The sequence below is a fragment of the SAR86 cluster bacterium genome (genome assembly GCA_023703535.1).
Classification (GTDB): Bacteria; Pseudomonadota; Gammaproteobacteria; order Magnimaribacterales; family TMED112; genus TMED112.
Map to the genome: position 1 here is coordinate 652,286 of CP097967.1, position 19,240 is coordinate 671,525.

The following is a 19,240-nucleotide window of genomic DNA, read 5'->3' on the forward strand; positions in this document are numbered from 1 at the left end:
ATTTAAAGGTTTATTTTAATCACTAAATCTCTCTAATTTAATGACTATAACCCCTTAATAAACTTGTAAATTTTACTTTATTTCTTGTAGAATGTTATTAAATTTGAGGATAAATAGTTTTCTAGGGGGTCCAATGAAACTAAGATTAATTTTAACACTACTTATACCGTTTTTAACGCTGTATATTAGTGCTCAAGATTCTGATACTGAAGAAGTAGAAGAAGTCGTTGTAGTTGGTTCACAAATTAAAGGTGCAACCATAACTGATGCTTTACCAGTGACTGTTATATCAACTGAAGAAATTGAAGGCTTCGGTGTTGATTCTGGTGACGATTTGATATCAAACCTTGCTGAAATGGGTACAAACCAATTTAACCAAGGTGACTTTAATGGTGGTTATAACGCCAACAGAGGGGATGTCGGTTCATTTAACTTAAGAAACGTTGGTACAGGTAATACTCTTACTCTTTTAAATGGAAGAAGAATCGTTCCTGCTGCTGGTTATCATACTGAAACAATTGGTGGTAGTTTAGTACCAGTTCAGTCTGTTAACAGTAACGTTTTACCAGTTTATGGATTAGAAAGAATTGAAATCCTAAGAGATGGCGCATCTGCTGTTTACGGATCAGATGCTGTTGCTGGTGTTATAAATACAGTTCTAAAGAAAGATTTTGATGGCTTTTCAATGAGAATAAGAGGAATAGCCTATGATCACTTCGCTGCAGAGGATGCAAAAGTAAGCATACAATGGGGTAGAAATTTTGATGATGGCTCAAATCTTTCTATTTACCTAGACACTTATGATAGAGGCCACATTGATGGTGTTGAAGATCCTAAATGGATGATGGGTGATGCAAGAAACTTATACGCAGAGCAACTTGGTGCATTTGCAGATACATCTTGGAGAAACTTATCAGCGCAAAGTAAATACGCGCAGTTTTATGTAGGTAATGGTTCTAATGTGTTCTCACTTTACAGACCAGATGACCCATACTGTCAAAGTGGTAGTGCAACAAACCTATTTACATCTCCATTACAAGACAATGTTTGTCTCTATGATGCTTCAAGTATAAGAACAGAAAATAGAGCTAACTATCCTATGGAAGGGATGATGAGAAGAGGTGATCTTGAAAGACACAACATGCTAGCGTACTACAATACTACTCTTGATAACGGTGTTGAAGCTTCTACAGAGATAGGCTGGTATCAGTCAAGTGGTTTCAGACAGCATTATCCTGGCGCTTTCTTGAACCCAGGTAGTGCAAATAGACGAGGTCAAGGTACACAATCAATAAGAATTCCTTCAACAAACTATTACTTCAATCAGTGGGTTAGAGCTGATGGTACAAAATTTGTTGATGCTGAAGATGATTTTCTTTGGATAAGATTCCTAAGATTTACACAACCTAGATACTATAACCATGAAAGAGAAACATGGAGATTTACTCAAGCATTTGCTGGTTCTTCTGGAAATTGGGACTGGGATACTGGTATAGTCTTCTCAGAAGCAACTTCTCTAATGGCAAATGGTAACAGAGTTGGTTTGCTTGAATTGGAAGCTGCACTTGCTAAAGATGACCCAAGTGCGTATAACCCATTCTGTGCTGGTGTGAATTGTAATGAGGAACAAATTCTTAAAACAATTTACAGAGAAAATACCAGCTCAATGTCTTTAATAGACTTTAAAATGTCTAATGCTGAGTTCTTTGAAATGCCTCAGTTAAGTGGTGGCACAGCGCCTGCAGGTGCACTATTTGGTATTGAAGTTAGAACAGAAGAAATGTCTGACAAAAGAGACCCTAATATTGATGGAACAATCGATTGGACTAACAACTTAGGAGCTTCTTGGCCTTATGTCTCAAATATTTCTAACTCAAGTCCATCACCAAATACAAGTGGTGAGCGTACAGTAACATCTTACTTTGGTGAGCTTCAGGTGCCTCTTGATGACAGACTTGTTGTTCAAGCAGCACTTCGAGGAGATCAATTTACCGATGTTGGTAACTCATTAGTTGGAAAATTTGCTATGGGTTGGGACATTAGTGATGCTGTTAAATTAAGAGGTTCAGTTTCAACTGCTTTTGCTGCGCCAAACTTAATTTTCATTAACGAAGGTTTAGTTGCTAGGTCAAATACTAGAACTGATGCAGTGTATGAGTATTTTGCAAACGCATCTGGCAACCCAATAGCTGATCCAGAATATCAACTACAAAGGGTAGCTCAAGGTAATCCAGACCTTAAACCGGAAGAGTCAGAAAACCTTTCATGGGGTTTTGTGCTTGAGCCAGTTAGTGATCTGCTTCTTACTGTTGATAGATGGAGAATTACTAAAGAAAATACACTTGGTCTATTTGGTGAAAACAACCATATGTTGTTAGACCTTCTAATAAGACTTGAGGGCGGTCCGTCAGAGTGTGTGGGTAACCCACTTGTGGTTAGAACACAGTTTGTTGCTGATGAATACACAGCAGGATGGCCAACCAATCTATGTCCAGCTGGGCAAGTTCAAAGAATTGATGATATTTATGTAAACCTTGATACACGTGTAATCGAGGGTACAGACACCACACTTCAATATAGATTTGATACAGATGTTGGTAGATTCAACTTTAAGCTTGTGAATGTTCACTACAACAAATATGAACAACAAGCAGGTGGTGACATCGATAGATTAATAGAAGCTGGTAGACCAGGTGGATTATTAGATGGAGTTTCAGTTCCAGATGGATTTGCAAATCTAATCGAAAGAAATGGTAACTTCTCTGATAAATGGACTATGAATGCTTCTTGGAGACTAAACGATTGGGAAGTTTTACTTTCAGGTAATAAAGTTAGTGGTTTCTATGAAACAGGAAACACTGATCCAGATGGCAACTTCTGGTACTTACCATCAATGACAAGACTAAACTTTACACTTGGTTATAAGTTCGACTTTGAAGGTTATGATGCAAGAGTAAGGTTTGGTGTTCTTAACGTTGAAGATGAAAGAGCTCCTCTAGCTGATGAGTTTTGGTTCTTTTCATGGAATGATGTCCATAATGACTACGGAAGGAATTACTACTTAGAATTTAGACTACAAGGAAATTAATCTTTTAGGGGGCGCAAGCCCCCTTTTTTTTATGAATTACAACGCTGGTTTCTTTATTGGCATTTTAGTATTTTTTGGAATACTGATTTCACCCGCACCTGATGCATTAAGTATAGAAGCTTGGCGTACTTTAGCTGTTGTCTTTCTTATGGCTATTTGGTGGGCAACAGAAGCCATTCCCTTGCCCGCTACTGCTTTGCTTCCATTAGCACTCTTTCCTCTTTTGGGTGTTTTTGGAGAGGGAGTGCTTGCGAAAGATGCCTTTCAAGAAGCTGCCCTGCCCTATGCTCATAGTAATATTTTCTTATTTCTTGGTGGATTTGTTCTTGCTCTAGCTATAGAAAAGGTAAATCTACATAAAAGAATGGCACTAACAATGCTGCTGATGGTTGGTAATAATGGAAAACTATTAATTGGTGGCTTTATGCTGGTCAGTGCATTAATAAGCATGTGGATAATGAATACATCAACAACTCTAATGCTTTTACCTATTGCGCTGGCTGTGACAGCTGTTATTCAAAAGACAGATAAATCATTAGAAGAAACAGAATTTACAAAATTTCAAACATGCCTTTTATTAGGGATAGCATATGCTGCAACTATTGGTGGTATGTCTACAATCGTTGGTACTGGCCCTAATGTTTTAGTAGTAGGACTTCTTTTAGATGAGGGAATACAAATAGATTTTATTGATTGGATGCTTTTTGCAACTCCAATGTCAGCAATTATGCTTTTAGTTGGTTGGTTGATTCTTACAAATGTTATTTTTCCGGTAGATTTTACAAGCAATAAAGAAACAGGCAATGCACTGAAAAAAATGCATAGCGACCTTGGAAAAATATCAAAAGATGAAAGATTAGTTTTTTATATCTTTTTAGCAACTGCATTTGCATGGATGTTTAAAAAGGTTTTAGTGCTAATACCAGGCTTTGGAGGTCTTACAGATTATGGTATTGCAATACTTTCTGCCTTATCGCTCTTTATTGCTAGATCTTCAAATGGGGGTGGTTTAATTGAGTGGAACGTAACAAAAAATCTGCCCTGGGGTGTACTTATTCTATTTGGTGGAGGTCTTTCAATGGCAGGTCAAATCAAAAAGACAGGTTTAGGTGATTGGATAGGAAGTTTCTTTACAACCTTTAGTGATATAAGCCCTATTTTTTTAATACTTCTTGTTGTTGTAATTGTTGTATTTCTTACAGAACTCACAAGCAACCAAGCAACTACTGCTACTTTTGTTCCGATTATGTTTGGGGTTGCTATGGGAATTGGTTTTGACAAAGCACAAGTTGCAATTCCAGTCGCTCTAGCAGCGAGCTGTGCATTTATGCTTCCCGTTGCCACACCACCCAACGCCATTGTTTATGGTTCTGAAAAATTTACTATTTCTGAAATGATGAAAGCTGGTTTTTATATAAACATAATTGGAATTGTGGTAGTAACAATATTTGCTGCATTTGTTTTACCAATTGTCCTTTAATATGAAATTATTTTTAATATTAATTCTCACTTTATCTGGATACCTTAGCTCTCAAGATTATTTAGACTATCCGCACCCATACCACTCAACAGAAACAACTAAAGGAATGGTTGTATCTCAGAATTATCTCTCATCAGATATTGGTGCTGAAATACTCTCAAAAGGCGGAAATGCTGTAGATGCTGCAATAGCTGTTGGTTTTTCATTAACAGCTACCTTGCCAAGAGCTGGAAACATTGGTGGTGGTGGTTTTATGTTAGTTTATGATAAAAAAACAGAGAGCATCATAAGCTTTGATTTTAGATCGATGTCTCCAAAATTAGCTACTCCTGATGTTTATAAAGTAAATGGAGTTCATCAATATGAACTTTCTGAAGAAGGCTATAAAGCAATAGCTGTGCCAGGCACAGTTGCAGGATTGATAGAAGCACACGAAATGTTTGGCACTATGGATCTGGCAGACTTAGTTAATCCAACCATTGAATTGCTTAAGGAAGGAGTTCCCGTTACCGACGACTTGTATTGGGCAATTAACGATACTGAATCATTAAAAAATGACCCAGAGTCAAAAAAAATATATCTAGCTGATGAAGTTATAAGAGGTGGAAAATTATTCATTGAAGACCTTATTAAAACAATGGAATTAATCAGAGATTTTGGGAAAGCTGGATTTTATGATGGAGAGAATGCCGAAAGAATAGAAAAAGCAATGATAGAAAATGGTGGACTCATTAGAAAGAGCGATCTTAAAAAATATAAAGTAAATGTTGGTAAACCTATTTCTACTACATATAGAGGTCACACTGTATTTACTCAAGGACCTCCAAGTGGTGGAGGTGTTGCAGTAATAACCGCATTAAATGTACTAGAAAATTTTAATTTATCTGAGTTATCGCCAAATAGTGGCAAATATTTACACCTACTGGCAGAAGCAATGAAATTAGGTCATCAAAGTAGATCAAGATATATAGGAGATCCGAACTTTAGCAATATTCCTCTCGAAAAGATTATTTCAAAAGATTTAGGAGTAAAAAAATCAAAAAAAATTAACCTTAAACGTGCCTCAAGCATGGAGAGCATCAATAAATGGGTGACAAGACTTGAAAGAAATTTTAAAGAATCAAAAGACACTACACACTACTCAATTATAGACAAAAGCGGTAATGCAGTTTCAGTTACCTATACTCTTGGTTTTTCTTTTGGATCTGGTGTAACAATACCGGGGACAGGAATACTTACGAATAGCCAAATGAATAATTTTGCACATGATTTTGGTGAAATAGGGTCTTTAAGAAGAGGTGCATCTCCAGCGAATAAACTTGAGCAGTATAAAAGACCAATGAGTACCATGTGTCCAATATTTGTTTTTGATAACGAAAATAACCTTAAATTAATTACTGGCAGTCCTGGTGGTTCAAAGATTCCTGATATAAACCTTCAAGTTGTTCTGAACGTTGTTGATTTTGGATTAGATATTGGTGCAGCAACAATGATGCCAAGAATACATCAAGATTATCAATCTGTTGAGATGGATATTGAAAAATTCCTAAACTTTGATACGAGGAGAATTTTGAAAATTTATGGCCATAAGCTAGAGGAGTCAGATACGATTGGGAGCACTCAAAGTATTTTAATTGAAGGTGATAGCAAATATGGTTATGCCGATTTAAGAAGACCGAATGCTAAAGTTAGTGTTCAGAAATAACTTTCTTAGCTTTTTCCAATCTTGAAAGGGCACTCTCCTTTGCTATTAAATAAATTGTTGAGCTGAGATGTGGTGAATTTTTTCTTCCTAATAAAGCTACTCTTATTGGAAGACCAATCTTAGGCATAGGCAATTTCAACTCTTCTAGTGCCTTATTTATAACTGATTCAAAAGATTCTTCACTCCAATCGTCAATTCCTACAAGTTCAGATAAAAAGAAGTCTATGACATCTCCTGATTCCAATAAATGTTTATTTAAATCATCTTCATTGTAATTCTCAAAATCATTAACAAAAGGCTGAATAAACTTAGAAATTTCACTTAAATTGTTGCCACTGGTTACACAAAGTCGAATTAATTTTTTTGGATCATGATGATTTGATAGGTCAAAATTATTCATTTCATTAAAAGGCTTTATTAGTGAGATTAATTCCTCATCTGTGAGAGATGAAAGATGATGTTGATTTACAAAATTCATTTTGCCTATATCGAATACTGCTCCTGAACGAGAAACATCTTTAATATCAAATGTGTTAATAATTTCTGAAATTGTAAAAATTTCTTTATCACCTTTTGACCACCCTAATCTAGTCAAAGTATTCTTTACCGCTTCAGGAAGATATCCTAAATTTTTATATGCCATAAGATCTGTAGCTGCATGTCTTTTTGATAGTCTCTTTTTATCCTCTCCAAGAACAAGGGGCAAATGTGCATATTGGAACTCTTTATAGCCAAGCGCATTTACTATTTGTATTTGTTTTGGAGTATTTGGCAAGTGATCCTCTCCTCGAATAATGTGAGATACACCCTGAGAGTTATCATCAATTACATTACAAAAATGATATGTTGGTGATCCATCACTTCTTAAAATTACTATGTCATCTAATTCACTATTAAGAAATTCGATATCTCCATAGACTAAGTCCTTAACAAGAGTTGAGCCTTCTCTTTTAACCTTTAATCTTACAGCTCCTTCATCCTCATATGCCTCTCCTAAATCCATTAATCTTGTGGCCTCTTCCTTGTACATATCAAACCTTTCGCTTTGTTTAATAGGCTCAAAATCAGGATTTAAACCTACCCAATTTAAACCCTCCATAATAGCTTCAATAAACTGCTCTTCCGATCGCTCTTTATCAGTATCTTCTATACGTACTAGGAATTTACCTTGATTTTTTTTTGCAAAAATATAATTAAATAAAGCTGTCCTAACACCTCCTATATGCAAATATCCTGTAGGGCTTGGTGCGAACCTTGTTACAATTTCCTTTACCAATTTATTTCCTGCTTGCTTTTCTTAGATAAAAGTTTTAAAAATTTTTCATGTTCAGTTTGATCATTCTCATCAATTGTTATGTGTGAGACATCAAATTCAACTTTTATATTTTGATTTTGTGTTTCTTTAACTTCCTGCGTTGTATTATTTAAATCCAAAGAAACCTGTCCACCAGTCATATTTAAATATGTATCTGCGAGAATTTGAGCATCTAATAAGGCTCCATGGAAAGTTCTATCGTACCCTTTAATATTCAATCTTTTTGACAGTGCGTCTAGGTTATTTCTCTGTCCAGGGAACATTTCTTTTGCCACAACTAAAGTATCATAAACACTGCATATATCTCTTATGTCTTTTATTTTTGATTTAGCTAACCTTAATTCATTATTGATAAAACCGATGTCAAATTGAGCATTATGAATGATTAGCTCAGCCCCTTTAACAAAGTTTATAAATTCATCCTCAATATCTTTGAATAGCGGTGCTTCCTTTAAATCTGACTCATTGATATTGGTAATTTGTTTTGCCCCCTCGCTTATAGCTTTACCTTCAGGATTTAAATATGTTTGAAAAGTTGCTTTGGTTTTTTCTCTATCTAAGATTTCTACTGCGCCAATTTCAATTACTCTGTCTCCTGATTCAACATGTAAGCCAGTTGTCTCAGTATCAAAAGAAATTAGTCTATGAGACACTATCGGCTCCTTTATTCGCTAGAAAATCTGCTTTTTCATTTCCTGGAACACCATCATGTCCTTTGACCCATATCCATGTAACATTCAATGATTTACTTGCTTCATCTAATTGCAGCCAAATTTCTTTATTTTTAACAGTCTTTTTATTTGAGTTTTTCCAGTTATTCCTTTTCCAGTTTTCCATCCATTCAGTCATGCCTTTTTTTACGATATTTGAATCTGTAAATAGTTCAATATGCTCATTTCTATCCTTTAAATAAATAAGAGCTTCAAGAGCCGCTTGCATTTCCATTTGATTGTTTGTGGTTGAGGGACTGCCACCATAAAATTCTTTCTGCTCATTTCCATCGAGTATATATACGCCCCACCCTCCAGGTCCTGGATTGCCCCTGCAAGCTCCATCTGTGTATACTTTTATAGACATAATTAGATTATAAAGTAATGAAAATTTTTCACATACCTGCTTTTACAGATAATTACATTTGGTGTATTCAAAAAAACAATAAACTCGCTGTAGTAGATCCAGGAGATTCAAAAGAGTTATTAAATTTAATAAAAGATAATGATTTAATTTTAGAGGATATCTTGATAACACATCATCATTTTGATCATACAGGCGGTTTAGAGGATCTTCATAAGCTAGTGAAAGGAAATATTTATGGTCCTAAGCAAAGTAATAAATTTATAAATAAGTTTGTTTCAGAAAATGATGAAATAGAAGTTCTTGGAAATAAATATAAAATTTTTGAAACACCAGGACACACTTTGGACCACATCAGTTATTACTCGGAAGATATTAATTCACTTTTTTGTGGGGATACTCTTTTTTCGGGTGGATGTGGTAGAGCTTTTGAAGGCACATTTGAACAATTACATAATTCAATACAAAAACTCAATGGCTTGCCGGAAACGACACTTATTTATGCTGCACACGAATATACTGTATCGAATTTACAGTTTGCATATTCTGTTCACGATGATGAGATAATTTTAGAGAATCTTAACCATTCAAAGAAATTACTATCAGAGGGCAACATTACCCTTCCAACTTTGCTCTCACTGGAAAAAAGAATTAATTTATTCTTGCTGGAAAACAGACCAGAATTTGCTAAAGCAAAGCCTGCTTTAGAGTGGTTTACAGAATTAAGAGAAAGAAAAGACTCTGCCTAAAAAAAAGGCCTCCGAAGAGGCCTTTTAAGAATGTATCAATATTAGAAACTATATGACACAGATGCTGTGACGTATTGCCCAACAATATCATAAGTATTCTGTGGAGTGTTAATCTGTGGATCAACGAAACCAAAGAATGACTTGTAATATGGAGCCTCTTCGTCAAACACGTTAGTAATAGCTACGTTTACTCTTGTGTTGTCATCATACTGATATGAGACACTTGCATTGTGATAATAGAAATCTTCTATTGAATATGTATCCATAACGTCTTCTAATACGCCAGCTGGGAATGCTGCACCAGTATATGGGTTAGCTCCGCCATTAGCTACATCAAAGTAATTTAATGCATCTTCTGGAGCAGAAATACCACTCATAAATCTGGTTACCCAGTTAACTGTCCAATCACCTGAAGACCAAGTGAATAGGCCAGTAGATCTGTCTCTGTTGAAACATGACTCACCAAAGTCATAACATTGTCCAACATAGTCATCACTGACACCGGTAGCATCAACTGTTGTATTTTCAACAAGGTGTGTCCACTGAAGTTGTACTCTTAAGTCACCACCAATGAATGGTAGGTCTGAGAAATCAGCAGTTGCAGACACATCGTATCCTTCATAGTGATCTAAAGAATTACTGTTTAAGTAAGCTGTTTCAACAGAAACAACGTCACCACCAGCAGGTCTTGAAATTCGACCACAGAAAGTAGGATCAGCGTTTACATAACACTGTAATAATGTGTTTTGCACACCAGAAGTTACCACTGCGTTTCCAACTTCAAGTTCGAAGTAGTCAGCAGCAATAGCAACGTTATATTCTTCAATAAATTTAAATGAAGGTTGATAAACAAAACCATAAGTCATACTTGTTCCAGCTTCCGGAACGAGATCTGGGTTACCAACAACTAATTGTAAAATTTGGTTATTAGAAGTAGACCATGTTGATGTATCAAGTCCTGCAAAAGCCGCACAGTTAGCTGTTAAAGCTGCTTGTGTAGCCGCATCTTGCAATGCAACATAGTTCTGCTCACAAACGTCAACATAGGTAGGGAATCCACCACCTCCACCGAAGAAGAGGTTTGAAATTGTAGGAGCCCTATATGATGTTGAGTCTGTTCCCCTAATGGTTAAGTCTTCAATAGGCTTCCAGTAAAGAGAAACCCTTTCAACATTGTCACCTTCGAAAGAATCAAATTCTGATTGTCTTGCAGCAAATTCAACTCTTAACTCTTCAGCTAAGAAAGTATCTGCTACTAAAGGAACCTGTACTTCGAAATAAGCATCCTCAGAAACATATCCACCTGAAGTAGATAGTCTTGGGTTACCAGATGACAAACCTGCTTCTGTTAATCCATCGACATTGTCTTCACCATAAAGGTCAAACTTGTCAAAACCAAATGCCATAGCAACTGGTCCAGCTGGAAGATCAAAAAGCGTAACGTTACTCACGTTAAATGCGTATTCGTTTGCTTCTGTAAGAAGCTTGTCTTTTTTGTTATATCTTATGTAGTCTCCTGCAGCCTGAGTAATACTGTCTGGTCCAAACATATTAAGTGGAACACAGCCAAGCTTTCTTGCAAGAGCATCTGCACATCTATATTGTTGTCCATCCGCACCAACAACACCTGCACCAAGTTCTGTATTAAGAGCTTGTTCAACTCTATACATATCGATGTAGTTTTTGGTTTGGTTTGGAGAATTAAATCTGTGGTAAACAGTATATGCTTCCCATGACGCACCATCTAAACCTAAGAAATCAAGATCACCTGAAACTCCAAGAACAATTCTTAAAGTATCAGCTTCTTGTGAGAATAATCTAGGACCAACGTCCAACATTCTCTTTCTGTAAGTGAAAGCTTCACCCAATGGGTTAAATGCGTTGTCAGCAGGAATTGTTAGACCATAAGTTACCTGCGCACCAGCACCCATAGGAACTGGAGCCATTTGTAATGTTGATAGTCTCTTTGAGTACATAATGTTGTAATCAAAAGTAGCACCACCAAATAGGTCTGACTCATACTTACCATCAGTCATGAACTGATAGTTTTCTCTACCACCAAGTAACTGCATGTATTCACTATAGTTATACATACCTCTACCTGTTGCTGTCTCAGCATTATAACCAGCGTAGTCATACCAGTAGAAAGGAGATAGATCTCCACCTTTGGTATAAATAGTTTGTGAACCTGATGATGTGTAGAATCTACCATTTGGAATAAATGTAGAAGCACCACATGAGGTCTGGTTATTACCTACGTTATCACCTTCATTACCATATCCTGAAATACCAAAATATTGGAAATAAAGAATGTAGTCAGGCTCAAGCCTTGGACAGTAACTATATTCTCTTTCTGACATATTTAAGTCATCATTCTGATACCAACTAATAGCGGTTACATTGCTTGATCTTTCTCCTCTTGATCCATAAGCAAATGAAAATTCACTTGCATTTGCATCACCTTGAGCAGAAGAACCAAAAGAACCGTAAAATTCAGCACCTTCGAATTCTCTTAACTTAACGTTTACAACGCCAGAAACAGCATCTGATCCATAAACAGCAGCCGCACCATCTTTCAGAACCTCAACAGATTCGATCATAGCTAGTGGGAAAATTTGGAAGTCAACAGCGTTACCTGTACCGGTACCTGTTGGCGCCACTCTTCTGCCGTTTATCAAGGTTAATAATCTACCTGAGCCAGCACCCCTTAAGTTAACTTCTGTTGTACCAGAGTTTCCGTTATTCACAGATCTTTGGTTAGAAGCAAGGTTTGCTGAAGGTAATTCGATCAAGTAGTCACCGATATTATTTTTACCAGCGTCTCTGACTTGGTCGATGGTTATAACCTCAACTGGACCTACAGATTCGTAGTTGCTTGTTCTAGCAATCCTTGAACCTGTAACAACAACTTCCTCTACATCATCAGCTTCTTCGTCTTCTTCTTGCGCAAAAGTTACGAATGAGACTGACATCAATGTGAGCAAGCTCATTAAAAATTTAACATATGAATTCATTACATCCTCCGAAAGAGTTCATTCATGTGTACTATTCTACAGTTTTTTCAACTCTGTCACATAGCTGAAAAGCTAAAAAAACAGTAAAAATAACACCTTTTGTGGTTTTTCCCCTTAAAAAACGTTGATTTAGGGTTTTTAGTGAAGATTTCAGGGTAAAAAAAAGAATTTAGCTTATAATCACCAAAATGGTAAAAAACAAAAAAATTCTTATAGTTGGGCTGGCTAACAAATATTCTATAGCCTCATCTATAGCAAAATCTTTGCATGAAAATGGAGCAAAATTAGGGTTTAGCTACCAAAATGAGAGATTTGAAAAATTTATTTCCACTTTTGCTAAGGAAAATGGTAACGGCTTTACTGAAATATGTGATCTTTCAAGTGATGTCGATATTAAAAAATTAATTGAAAGATGCGTGAATGAATGGGGGAAAATTGATGGAATTGTACATTCTGTAGGTTTTGCTCCTGCCGATCAAATTTCAGGAAGCATTGAAGAGTCTATTACAAGGGAAGGATTTGGAATTACACATGATATTAGCTCCTATAGCTTTGCTGGCTTGATTAAAGAAGCACACCCATTCATGTCTGAAAATTCGTCTATAGTCACACTGACTTACATAGGTTCACAAGAGGCAACGCCTAACTACAACGTAATGGGAATGGCAAAAGCAAGTCTAGAAGCAGGAGTTAGATATTTCGCTTCAAGTCTTGGAAAGAAGGGAGTGAGAGTAAACTCTATTTCTGCTGGACCAATTAAGACACTTGCTGCTTCCGGGATAAAGGGATTCAAATCTATGCTAAATAAATACGGTGAAGAAACACCTCTAGGAAGAAATATCTCAGCTGAAGAGGTAGGGAATACAGCAACCTTTTTGTTAAGTGATATGTCGAGCGGTATAACCGGACAAACTATCTATGTTGATGGTGGATACAATATCCAAGCTACTAAATTTGAGTAGTATTGTTATTGATTTTTAAACTATCTTTTAAAGTGTAACTTTTCTGAAGCTCTTCAAGAAGGCTTTGAAATTTCAGGCCGTTACTTTCTAGAATAAAGCTTGCCCTCTCCTCTTCACTTATCCTATCAAGACTTCCAGGGTTTCTTTTAGTAATTTGAAAAATGAATAAATCAGTGCCAATTAATCTTTTTTGCACAACACCTATCTTGTCTGTAGTAAATAATTCAGCAACTTGATTCTCAGAAAACAAAGAAGTAGATCTATCAATATCTAAAAATTGTTCAACTTCAACATTTTTTAAAGAAAATTTTGAAGCAAAAAATGTGTTAGATAAATCGACCTCTTCATCGCTTGCAAAAATTTCTTCAATGTAAGCATCTTTCAACTTTGCCTCTAAAAGCTCTTGAGCTTTCTCTTTAACAGACGTAAATTCGTCCTGAAATGACTCTTGGATATCAGTAATAAAGGCTAAAATAAATTCATCGTCATCAACTTTTAAAATTTCTGACCAATTATTTAAATTTGCACCAAATACAATATCCGCTATTTGTAAATTTGATAAATCTGTGTAAGTTTTGTCAGTATTAAGTTTGTTTGGTAAATTGTATAACTCTATGAAGGTTTCAAATGCAGCTGAACTCCCTTCAAAATTTTCTGAAATTTCGGTAATTTTTTCCTCAAATTTTATCTGTTTGATTTCATTCTCTAGGTCAGATTTTTTATCTTCATATGAGGCAATTTCAGTTGCATTAATTTCTGTAACATAAAGAAAATGTGCATTTGATTCATAAAAAATGGGTTCTGAATTTATCTCATTAACATTTAGAGAGCTTATTCTGCTTTCAAAGGGTTCTGGAAAAATCTGACCATCAGTAAAGCCTAAGTCTCCGTCAGCTTCTTTTGTTCCATCATCTTCAGTAAATTTATTTACAAGTTCTGCAAACGTACTTGATTCGAAATTATTTGTAACTTCTTCCACTCTTGAATTAAATGCATCATCAGATTCATAGTTCTCTCTAATAATCATTATATGAGAGACTCTTTTTTCAGGTTTTGGTAATGAAGAAAGATATGCATCATAGCCAGCTGCAAACTCCTCTTCACTTATATCAAAATCAAAATTTTTAGATGAAAGGTTTATCTCATAAAAAGATCGTTTTTCAGGAACCAGAAATAAATTTGGGTTTTCTGAGTAATAAGAAATTAAGTCATCTTCAGATATTTCAAAATCATTTGCTACATTTTCTGAAGTTAAATTAACAAAAATCAAATCCCTTTTTTCAGTGACAAGTTTTAAGTATTCATCAATATCTTTGTCAAAACTATTGATCATTGAGCTAAGTAAATTTACAGAGAAATTAATTTTGAAGTCATTTGAAAAACTTCTCATTAATTCATTTTTAGATAAATTAAAATTGATTAGGTAATTTTTAAACGCTTCCTGATCAAATTTTCCATCGACTTGAAATGATTCCACTTTAGAAAGTTCGTTTTCTATATAATTTTCTGGGACATCGATGCCTAGTTCATCGAAAAGTTTAATGATTGTATATCTCTCAATGAGTGAGTTTTTTGTGAGTTCCTCTACAGCATCAAAAAGAATAGGATTTGATAAATCTACACTTTGACCAAATTGATCTCTGAGAGTTGACTCTACCTGATTTCTTGTTGATATATATTCAGATTGGGAGATTTCATATTCTCCTATAGTTGCATAATTATTTTTAGTAAAAGTTTGCGTAAAGGTAGGGAGCCCCAAAAAAGCGAATGTTAGGGCAATAATACCTAAAAAAGAAAAGGCTACAATTCCTTGTAGCCTTTCCCGTAAAAAACTGATCACTCAGTTAAAAACTTTTATTTAGTTAACAGCAGCTTTTAGTGCTTTACCTGCTTTAAACACAGGAACATTTGCTGCAGGAATGTGAATCTTTTGTGAAGGATTCTGCGGGTTAATCCCGTCCCTTGCAGCTCTGTGTCTAACAGAAAAGGTACCAAAGCCTACTAATGAGACAGAGCCACCTTTTGCAAGTTCTCCACTCACAGCATCTACTATTACATCAAGTGCTTTTGCAGCGTCGACTTTTGTGCTGCCAGTCTGACCGGCAATCACTTCAATTAAATCAGCCTTATTCATAAGTTCTCCTCAAAATGCCCTGTTACAGGCTTTTTATAACATTAGACCTTAAAAATTAATAAATCAAGCATTAGTTAAAAAATATTTAAGTTTTATTATCGGCGTATTATTTGACTTTTTCGGGATTTAATTGTGGCCTTACAAAAATCTATAGAGGAAAAAAATTTATTTTACTAGAGCTTTCTCCAGCACCTCTTCAATTTTTTTCACTGGAATAATTTTCAAGTTTTTCAAAATATTTTTTTCAACTTTTTCTAAGTCGCCAACATTTTCTTTTGGAATTATTACATTTGTTATGCCTGATCTTTTTGCTGCAATAAGTTTTTCTTTTAAACCACCAATTTTTAGAACTTTGCCTCCTAGAGTTATTTCGCCAGTCATTGCTAAATTTCCTTTTACTTTTTTATTAAGGACCACTGATGATATTGCCGTGCACATTGTTATACCTGCGCTGGGCCCATCTTTGGGAGTTGCTCCCTCAGGAACGTGAATGTGTAAATCATGCTTTTCAAAGAAATCATTTTTAATTTGCGCATCATTAGAAATATTTTTTACAACAGTAAGTGCAGCCTGTATCGACTCTTGCATAACATCTCCGAGTGAACCTGTTTTTGTAACCCTACCTTTCCCCTTTGTTAAGGCTGCCTCAATTTTTAACAGCTCCCCTCCGACAGATGTCCAGGCCAAACCATTTACCTGTCCAAGAGAGTTTTGATTTTCCAACTGGCCAAAGTCAAATAATTCTGGTCCTAAAATATTTCTTACAACTCTGTTATCAATATTCTTTGAAGTTTTTGATCCTAATGAAATTTCTTTTACTTTTTTTCGACATATTTTATTAAGCTCTCTATCTAAACTTCTTACTCCAGCTTCTCTGGTGTAGTTCCTTATAATTTTTAAAATTGAATTATCACTAAATATTAGCTCATCATTTTTAAGCCCGTTCTTGGACAAATTTCTTGGAACTAAATAATTTTTTGCGATATTTAATTTTTCATCCTCTATGTAACCAGGAAGTCTGATTATTTCCATTCTATCTAAAAGAGCAGGTGGTATGTTTAATGAGTTTGCAGTACATATAAACATTACTTCTGATAGATCGTAATCAACCTCTAAATAATGATCATTGAAAGTATTATTTTGTTCAGGATCAAGAACCTCTAACAATGCAGATGACGGATCTCCCCTATGATCCATTCCAACTTTATCAATTTCATCGAATAAGAATAATGGATTTTTTACTTTTGTTTTTGAAAGTTTTTGGATAAGTTTTCCAGGCATTGATCCAATATATGTTTTTCTATGTCCTCTTATTTCAGCCTCATCTCTTACTCCTCCTAATGAAAGCCTTATGAATTCTCTGTTAACTGATCTGGCAATAGATTCACCTAATGATGTTTTACCAACTCCTGGCGGCCCCACAAAACAAAGTACTGGAGCTTTCATTTTTTTCACTCTTTTTTGCACTGCTAAATACTCAAGTATTCTCTCTTTAACTTCCTTAAGACCATAGTGATCCTGATCAAGAACTTCTTTTGCTTTTGTTAAATCAAGATTAATTTTGGTTCTCTTGCTCCACGGAACTTCTAACAAAGTATCAATATATGTTCTTACAACTGTTGCCTCTGCTGACATTGGAGACATTTGTTTTAACTTAGAAAATTCTGAATTAATTTTTTCTAGTGCTTCTTTTGATAATTTTGTTTCTTCGATTTTCTTCTGCAGTTCTTCTAATTCGTTTTTTTCATCACTTATGTCACCTAATTCTTTTTGTGCAGCTTTGATTTGTTCATTTAAAAAATATTCCTTTTGAGATTTTTCCATTTGTTTCTTAACTCTTCCTCTGATTCTATGTTCAACTTCAATAAGCTCTATTTGAGCTTCAAGCAATCCTGAAAGAGCCTCACCTCTTTCTGAAGGATTTTCTTTTTCTAAAATCATTTGCTTATCTTTAACTGATAGATGAATGTTGGAGGCAATGACATCAACTGCTTTTGATAAATTTGCCATTGATTGAACTTGGTTAATTATTTCATGGGAAACTTTTCTTGAAACCGAAACAAACTCAGTAAATTGATTTTTAATTGTTGCAAGAAGGTCTTGCTCATACTTAGAGTCTTCTACAAGCTCTTCAATTTTTTCAATTTCAGCAAAGTATCCTTTGTCAGTTGTTATTTTATTAAGCTTTGCTCTTTGAAGTCCCTCAACAAGAATTTTCACGGTGCCATCAGGTAATTTTATCATTTGAAGAAGAGTGGATATTGTTCCTATTTCTGGTAAATCTTTTAATTGTGGAGATTCATTTCCAGGTGATTTTTGGGCTACAAGAAAGATTTTTTTGTTTGTTCTCAATGCATCCTCTAAAGAAAAAATCGATTTTTCTCTTCCAACAAACAAGGTAGAAACTGTATTTGGAAAAATAACAACATCCCTTAATGGAATCATTGGCATTTTTAATTTTAATTTTAAATCTTCAGCTGCCATTTAGTTAGCAATTTTTTTTCTGAGAAGTTTTAGAGGTTGCTCTTTGTTTTTCACAACATTTTCATCCACAACAACTTTCTCTATATTTTTTTCTGAAGGGAAATTAAACATTGAATCTTGCAAAATCTCCTCAAAGATTGCTCTTAAAGCTCTGGCTCCTGATGCGCTAGCTTTTGCTTCTCTTGCAATTTGTTTGAATGCACCATCGGTAAATTCCAAAGTTATGTTGTCTAACTTGAAAAGATATTTAAATTGATCAGTGATTGAATTTTTTGTTTCAGACATAACTTTTACTAGCTCACTCTCAGATAATTCTTCAAGAGCGGCTACAACTGGGAACCTACCAATAAATTCTGGAATAAGACCATATTTATTTAGATCTTGTGATTTAGCCTCTTTGAAAAGTGATCCCTTTACTTCATCAGAAAGTTTTTGAATATTTGAGTTGAAACCTATTGTATTGTCAGAGACTCTTTTTTGGATTTGTTCCTCTAATCCATTAAATGCTCCTCCACAAATAAATAAGATATCCTTTGTATCTACTTGCAAGAACTCCTGTTGTGGATGCTTTCTTCCTCCTTGAGGTGGAATAGATGCAATCGAACCTTCAATAATTTTTAATAGCGCTTGCTGAACTCCCTCCCCTGAAACATCTCTTGTAATAGAGACGTTCTCACCTTTCTTTGAAATTTTATCTATTTCATCTATGTAAACAATGCCCCTCTGTGCTTTTTCGACATCATATTCAGCGTTTTGAAGAAGCTTCTGTATTATATTTTCAACATCTTCCCCGACATAACCTGCTTCTGTTAAGGATGTCGCGTCAGCTATTGCAAATGGCACATCTAAATATTTAGCAAGAGTTTGTGCTAGAAGTGTTTTTCCACTTCCTGTTGGACCTAACAAAAGAACATTACTTTTTTGGACTTCAACTCCGTCCCCATTATCTTTTGAGGATATTCTTTTATAGTGATTGTATACAGCAACAGATAATTTTTTCTTTGCATCATCTTGTCCGACTATAATCTCATCAAGGTAGTCAAAAATTTCTCTGGGTTTATTGATAGAAAAGTCATCGACCTTTTTCTCTTTCTCCTCAACGTCAAGTATGTCATTGCAAAGATCTACGCATTCATTACAAATGTATGTATTAGGGCCGGCAATTAGTTTTTTTACTTTTGATTGAGATTTACCACAAAATGAGCAATTTAATTTTGATTTGTCTTTTTCCATTT

Annotated in this window: 13 protein-coding genes; 5 read left to right on the forward strand and 8 right to left on the reverse strand. The window is 35.0% G+C overall.

Going from position 1 to position 19,240, the window contains the following annotated elements:
• Positions 1–133 precede the first annotated feature (133 nt).
• From M9B42_03415 to ggt, 3 genes are read left to right on the forward strand one after another with little or no spacing between them, the layout of a single operon-like run.
• Positions 134–3,088, forward strand: coding sequence for a TonB-dependent receptor (locus tag M9B42_03415; GenBank protein URQ63834.1), 2,955 nt, complete (start codon positions 134–136; stop codon positions 3,086–3,088).
• A gap of 31 nt (positions 3,089–3,119) precedes the next feature.
• A complete protein-coding gene (locus M9B42_03420) occupies positions 3,120–4,568 on the forward strand; it encodes a DASS family sodium-coupled anion symporter (protein ID URQ63835.1) in 1,449 nt (482 codons plus the stop codon).
• Position 4,569: 1 nt separating this feature from the next.
• Complete coding sequence (ggt, locus tag M9B42_03425) at positions 4,570–6,273, forward strand: gamma-glutamyltransferase (GenBank protein ID URQ63836.1); 1,704 nt, start codon at positions 4,570–4,572, stop codon at positions 6,271–6,273.
• Here the strand turns inward: ggt and gltX are convergent.
• From gltX to rnhA, 3 genes are read right to left on the reverse strand one after another with little or no spacing between them, the layout of a single operon-like run.
• The gene (gene gltX, locus M9B42_03430; protein URQ63837.1) at positions 6,257–7,549 is read right to left on the reverse strand and encodes a glutamate--tRNA ligase; all 1,293 of its coding nucleotides are present in this window, start codon (positions 7,547–7,549) and stop codon (positions 6,257–6,259) included. The genes ggt and gltX overlap by 17 nt on opposite strands.
• Complete coding sequence (gene dnaQ / locus M9B42_03435) at positions 7,543–8,241, reverse strand: DNA polymerase III subunit epsilon (GenBank protein ID URQ63838.1); 699 nt, start codon at positions 8,239–8,241, stop codon at positions 7,543–7,545. Before dnaQ ends, gltX begins: the two co-directional genes overlap by 7 nt.
• A complete protein-coding gene (gene rnhA, locus M9B42_03440; protein ID URQ63839.1) occupies positions 8,231–8,665 on the reverse strand; it encodes a ribonuclease HI in 435 nt (144 codons plus the stop codon). The genes dnaQ and rnhA overlap by 11 nt, the downstream gene beginning before the upstream one ends.
• 17 nt (positions 8,666–8,682) lie before the next feature.
• On the opposite strand from rnhA, the gene gloB reads away from it, so the two are divergent.
• Entirely contained in the window at positions 8,683–9,411 is a 729-nt protein-coding gene (gene gloB / locus M9B42_03445; protein URQ63840.1) for a hydroxyacylglutathione hydrolase, read from the forward strand.
• A 41-nt stretch (positions 9,412–9,452) separates the two neighbouring features.
• Here gloB and M9B42_03450 read toward each other — a convergent pair whose 3' ends face one another.
• Entirely contained in the window at positions 9,453–12,425 is a 2,973-nt protein-coding gene (locus M9B42_03450; GenBank protein URQ63841.1) for a TonB-dependent receptor, read from the reverse strand.
• 188 nt (positions 12,426–12,613) lie between these two features.
• Between M9B42_03450 and M9B42_03455 the strand changes: the two genes are divergently transcribed.
• On the forward strand, positions 12,614–13,387 hold the full coding sequence (locus M9B42_03455) for an enoyl-ACP reductase (GenBank protein URQ63842.1): 774 nt from the start codon (positions 12,614–12,616) through the stop codon (positions 13,385–13,387).
• Here the strand turns inward: M9B42_03455 and M9B42_03460 are convergent.
• The 4 genes from M9B42_03460 to clpX form a co-directional block, all read right to left on the reverse strand.
• A complete protein-coding gene (locus M9B42_03460; GenBank protein ID URQ63843.1) occupies positions 13,374–15,227 on the reverse strand; it encodes a SurA N-terminal domain-containing protein in 1,854 nt (617 codons plus the stop codon). The two genes, M9B42_03455 and M9B42_03460, sit on opposite strands and share 14 nt — an antisense overlap.
• 18 nt (positions 15,228–15,245) lie before the next feature.
• A complete protein-coding gene (locus M9B42_03465) occupies positions 15,246–15,521 on the reverse strand; it encodes an HU family DNA-binding protein (protein URQ63844.1) in 276 nt (91 codons plus the stop codon).
• 165 nt (positions 15,522–15,686) lie between these two features.
• Complete coding sequence (gene lon, locus M9B42_03470; GenBank protein URQ63845.1) at positions 15,687–18,005, reverse strand: endopeptidase La; 2,319 nt, start codon at positions 18,003–18,005, stop codon at positions 15,687–15,689.
• Positions 18,006–19,238, reverse strand: a complete 1,233-nt coding sequence (gene clpX, locus M9B42_03475; protein ID URQ63846.1) for an ATP-dependent Clp protease ATP-binding subunit ClpX — start codon at positions 19,236–19,238, stop codon at positions 18,006–18,008.
• Positions 19,239–19,240 lie beyond the last annotated feature (2 nt).

Coding starts and splice junctions, on each gene's coding strand:
- clpX (URQ63846.1), bottom strand. CDS start 19,238: ATGGAAAAAGACAAATCAAAATTAAATTGCTCATTTTGTGGTAAATCT.
- M9B42_03415 (URQ63834.1), top strand. CDS start 134: ATGAAACTAAGATTAATTTTAACACTACTTATACCGTTTTTAACGCTG.
- M9B42_03420 (URQ63835.1), top strand. CDS start 3,120: ATGAATTACAACGCTGGTTTCTTTATTGGCATTTTAGTATTTTTTGGA.
- M9B42_03455 (URQ63842.1), top strand. CDS start 12,614: ATGGTAAAAAACAAAAAAATTCTTATAGTTGGGCTGGCTAACAAATAT.
- lon (URQ63845.1), bottom strand. CDS start 18,005: ATGGCAGCTGAAGATTTAAAATTAAAATTAAAAATGCCAATGATTCCA.
- gloB (URQ63840.1), top strand. CDS start 8,683: ATGAAAATTTTTCACATACCTGCTTTTACAGATAATTACATTTGGTGT.
- rnhA (URQ63839.1), bottom strand. CDS start 8,665: ATGTCTATAAAAGTATACACAGATGGAGCTTGCAGGGGCAATCCAGGA.
- M9B42_03465 (URQ63844.1), bottom strand. CDS start 15,521: ATGAATAAGGCTGATTTAATTGAAGTGATTGCCGGTCAGACTGGCAGC.
- ggt (URQ63836.1), top strand. CDS start 4,570: ATGAAATTATTTTTAATATTAATTCTCACTTTATCTGGATACCTTAGC.
- M9B42_03450 (URQ63841.1), bottom strand. CDS start 12,425: ATGAATTCATATGTTAAATTTTTAATGAGCTTGCTCACATTGATGTCA.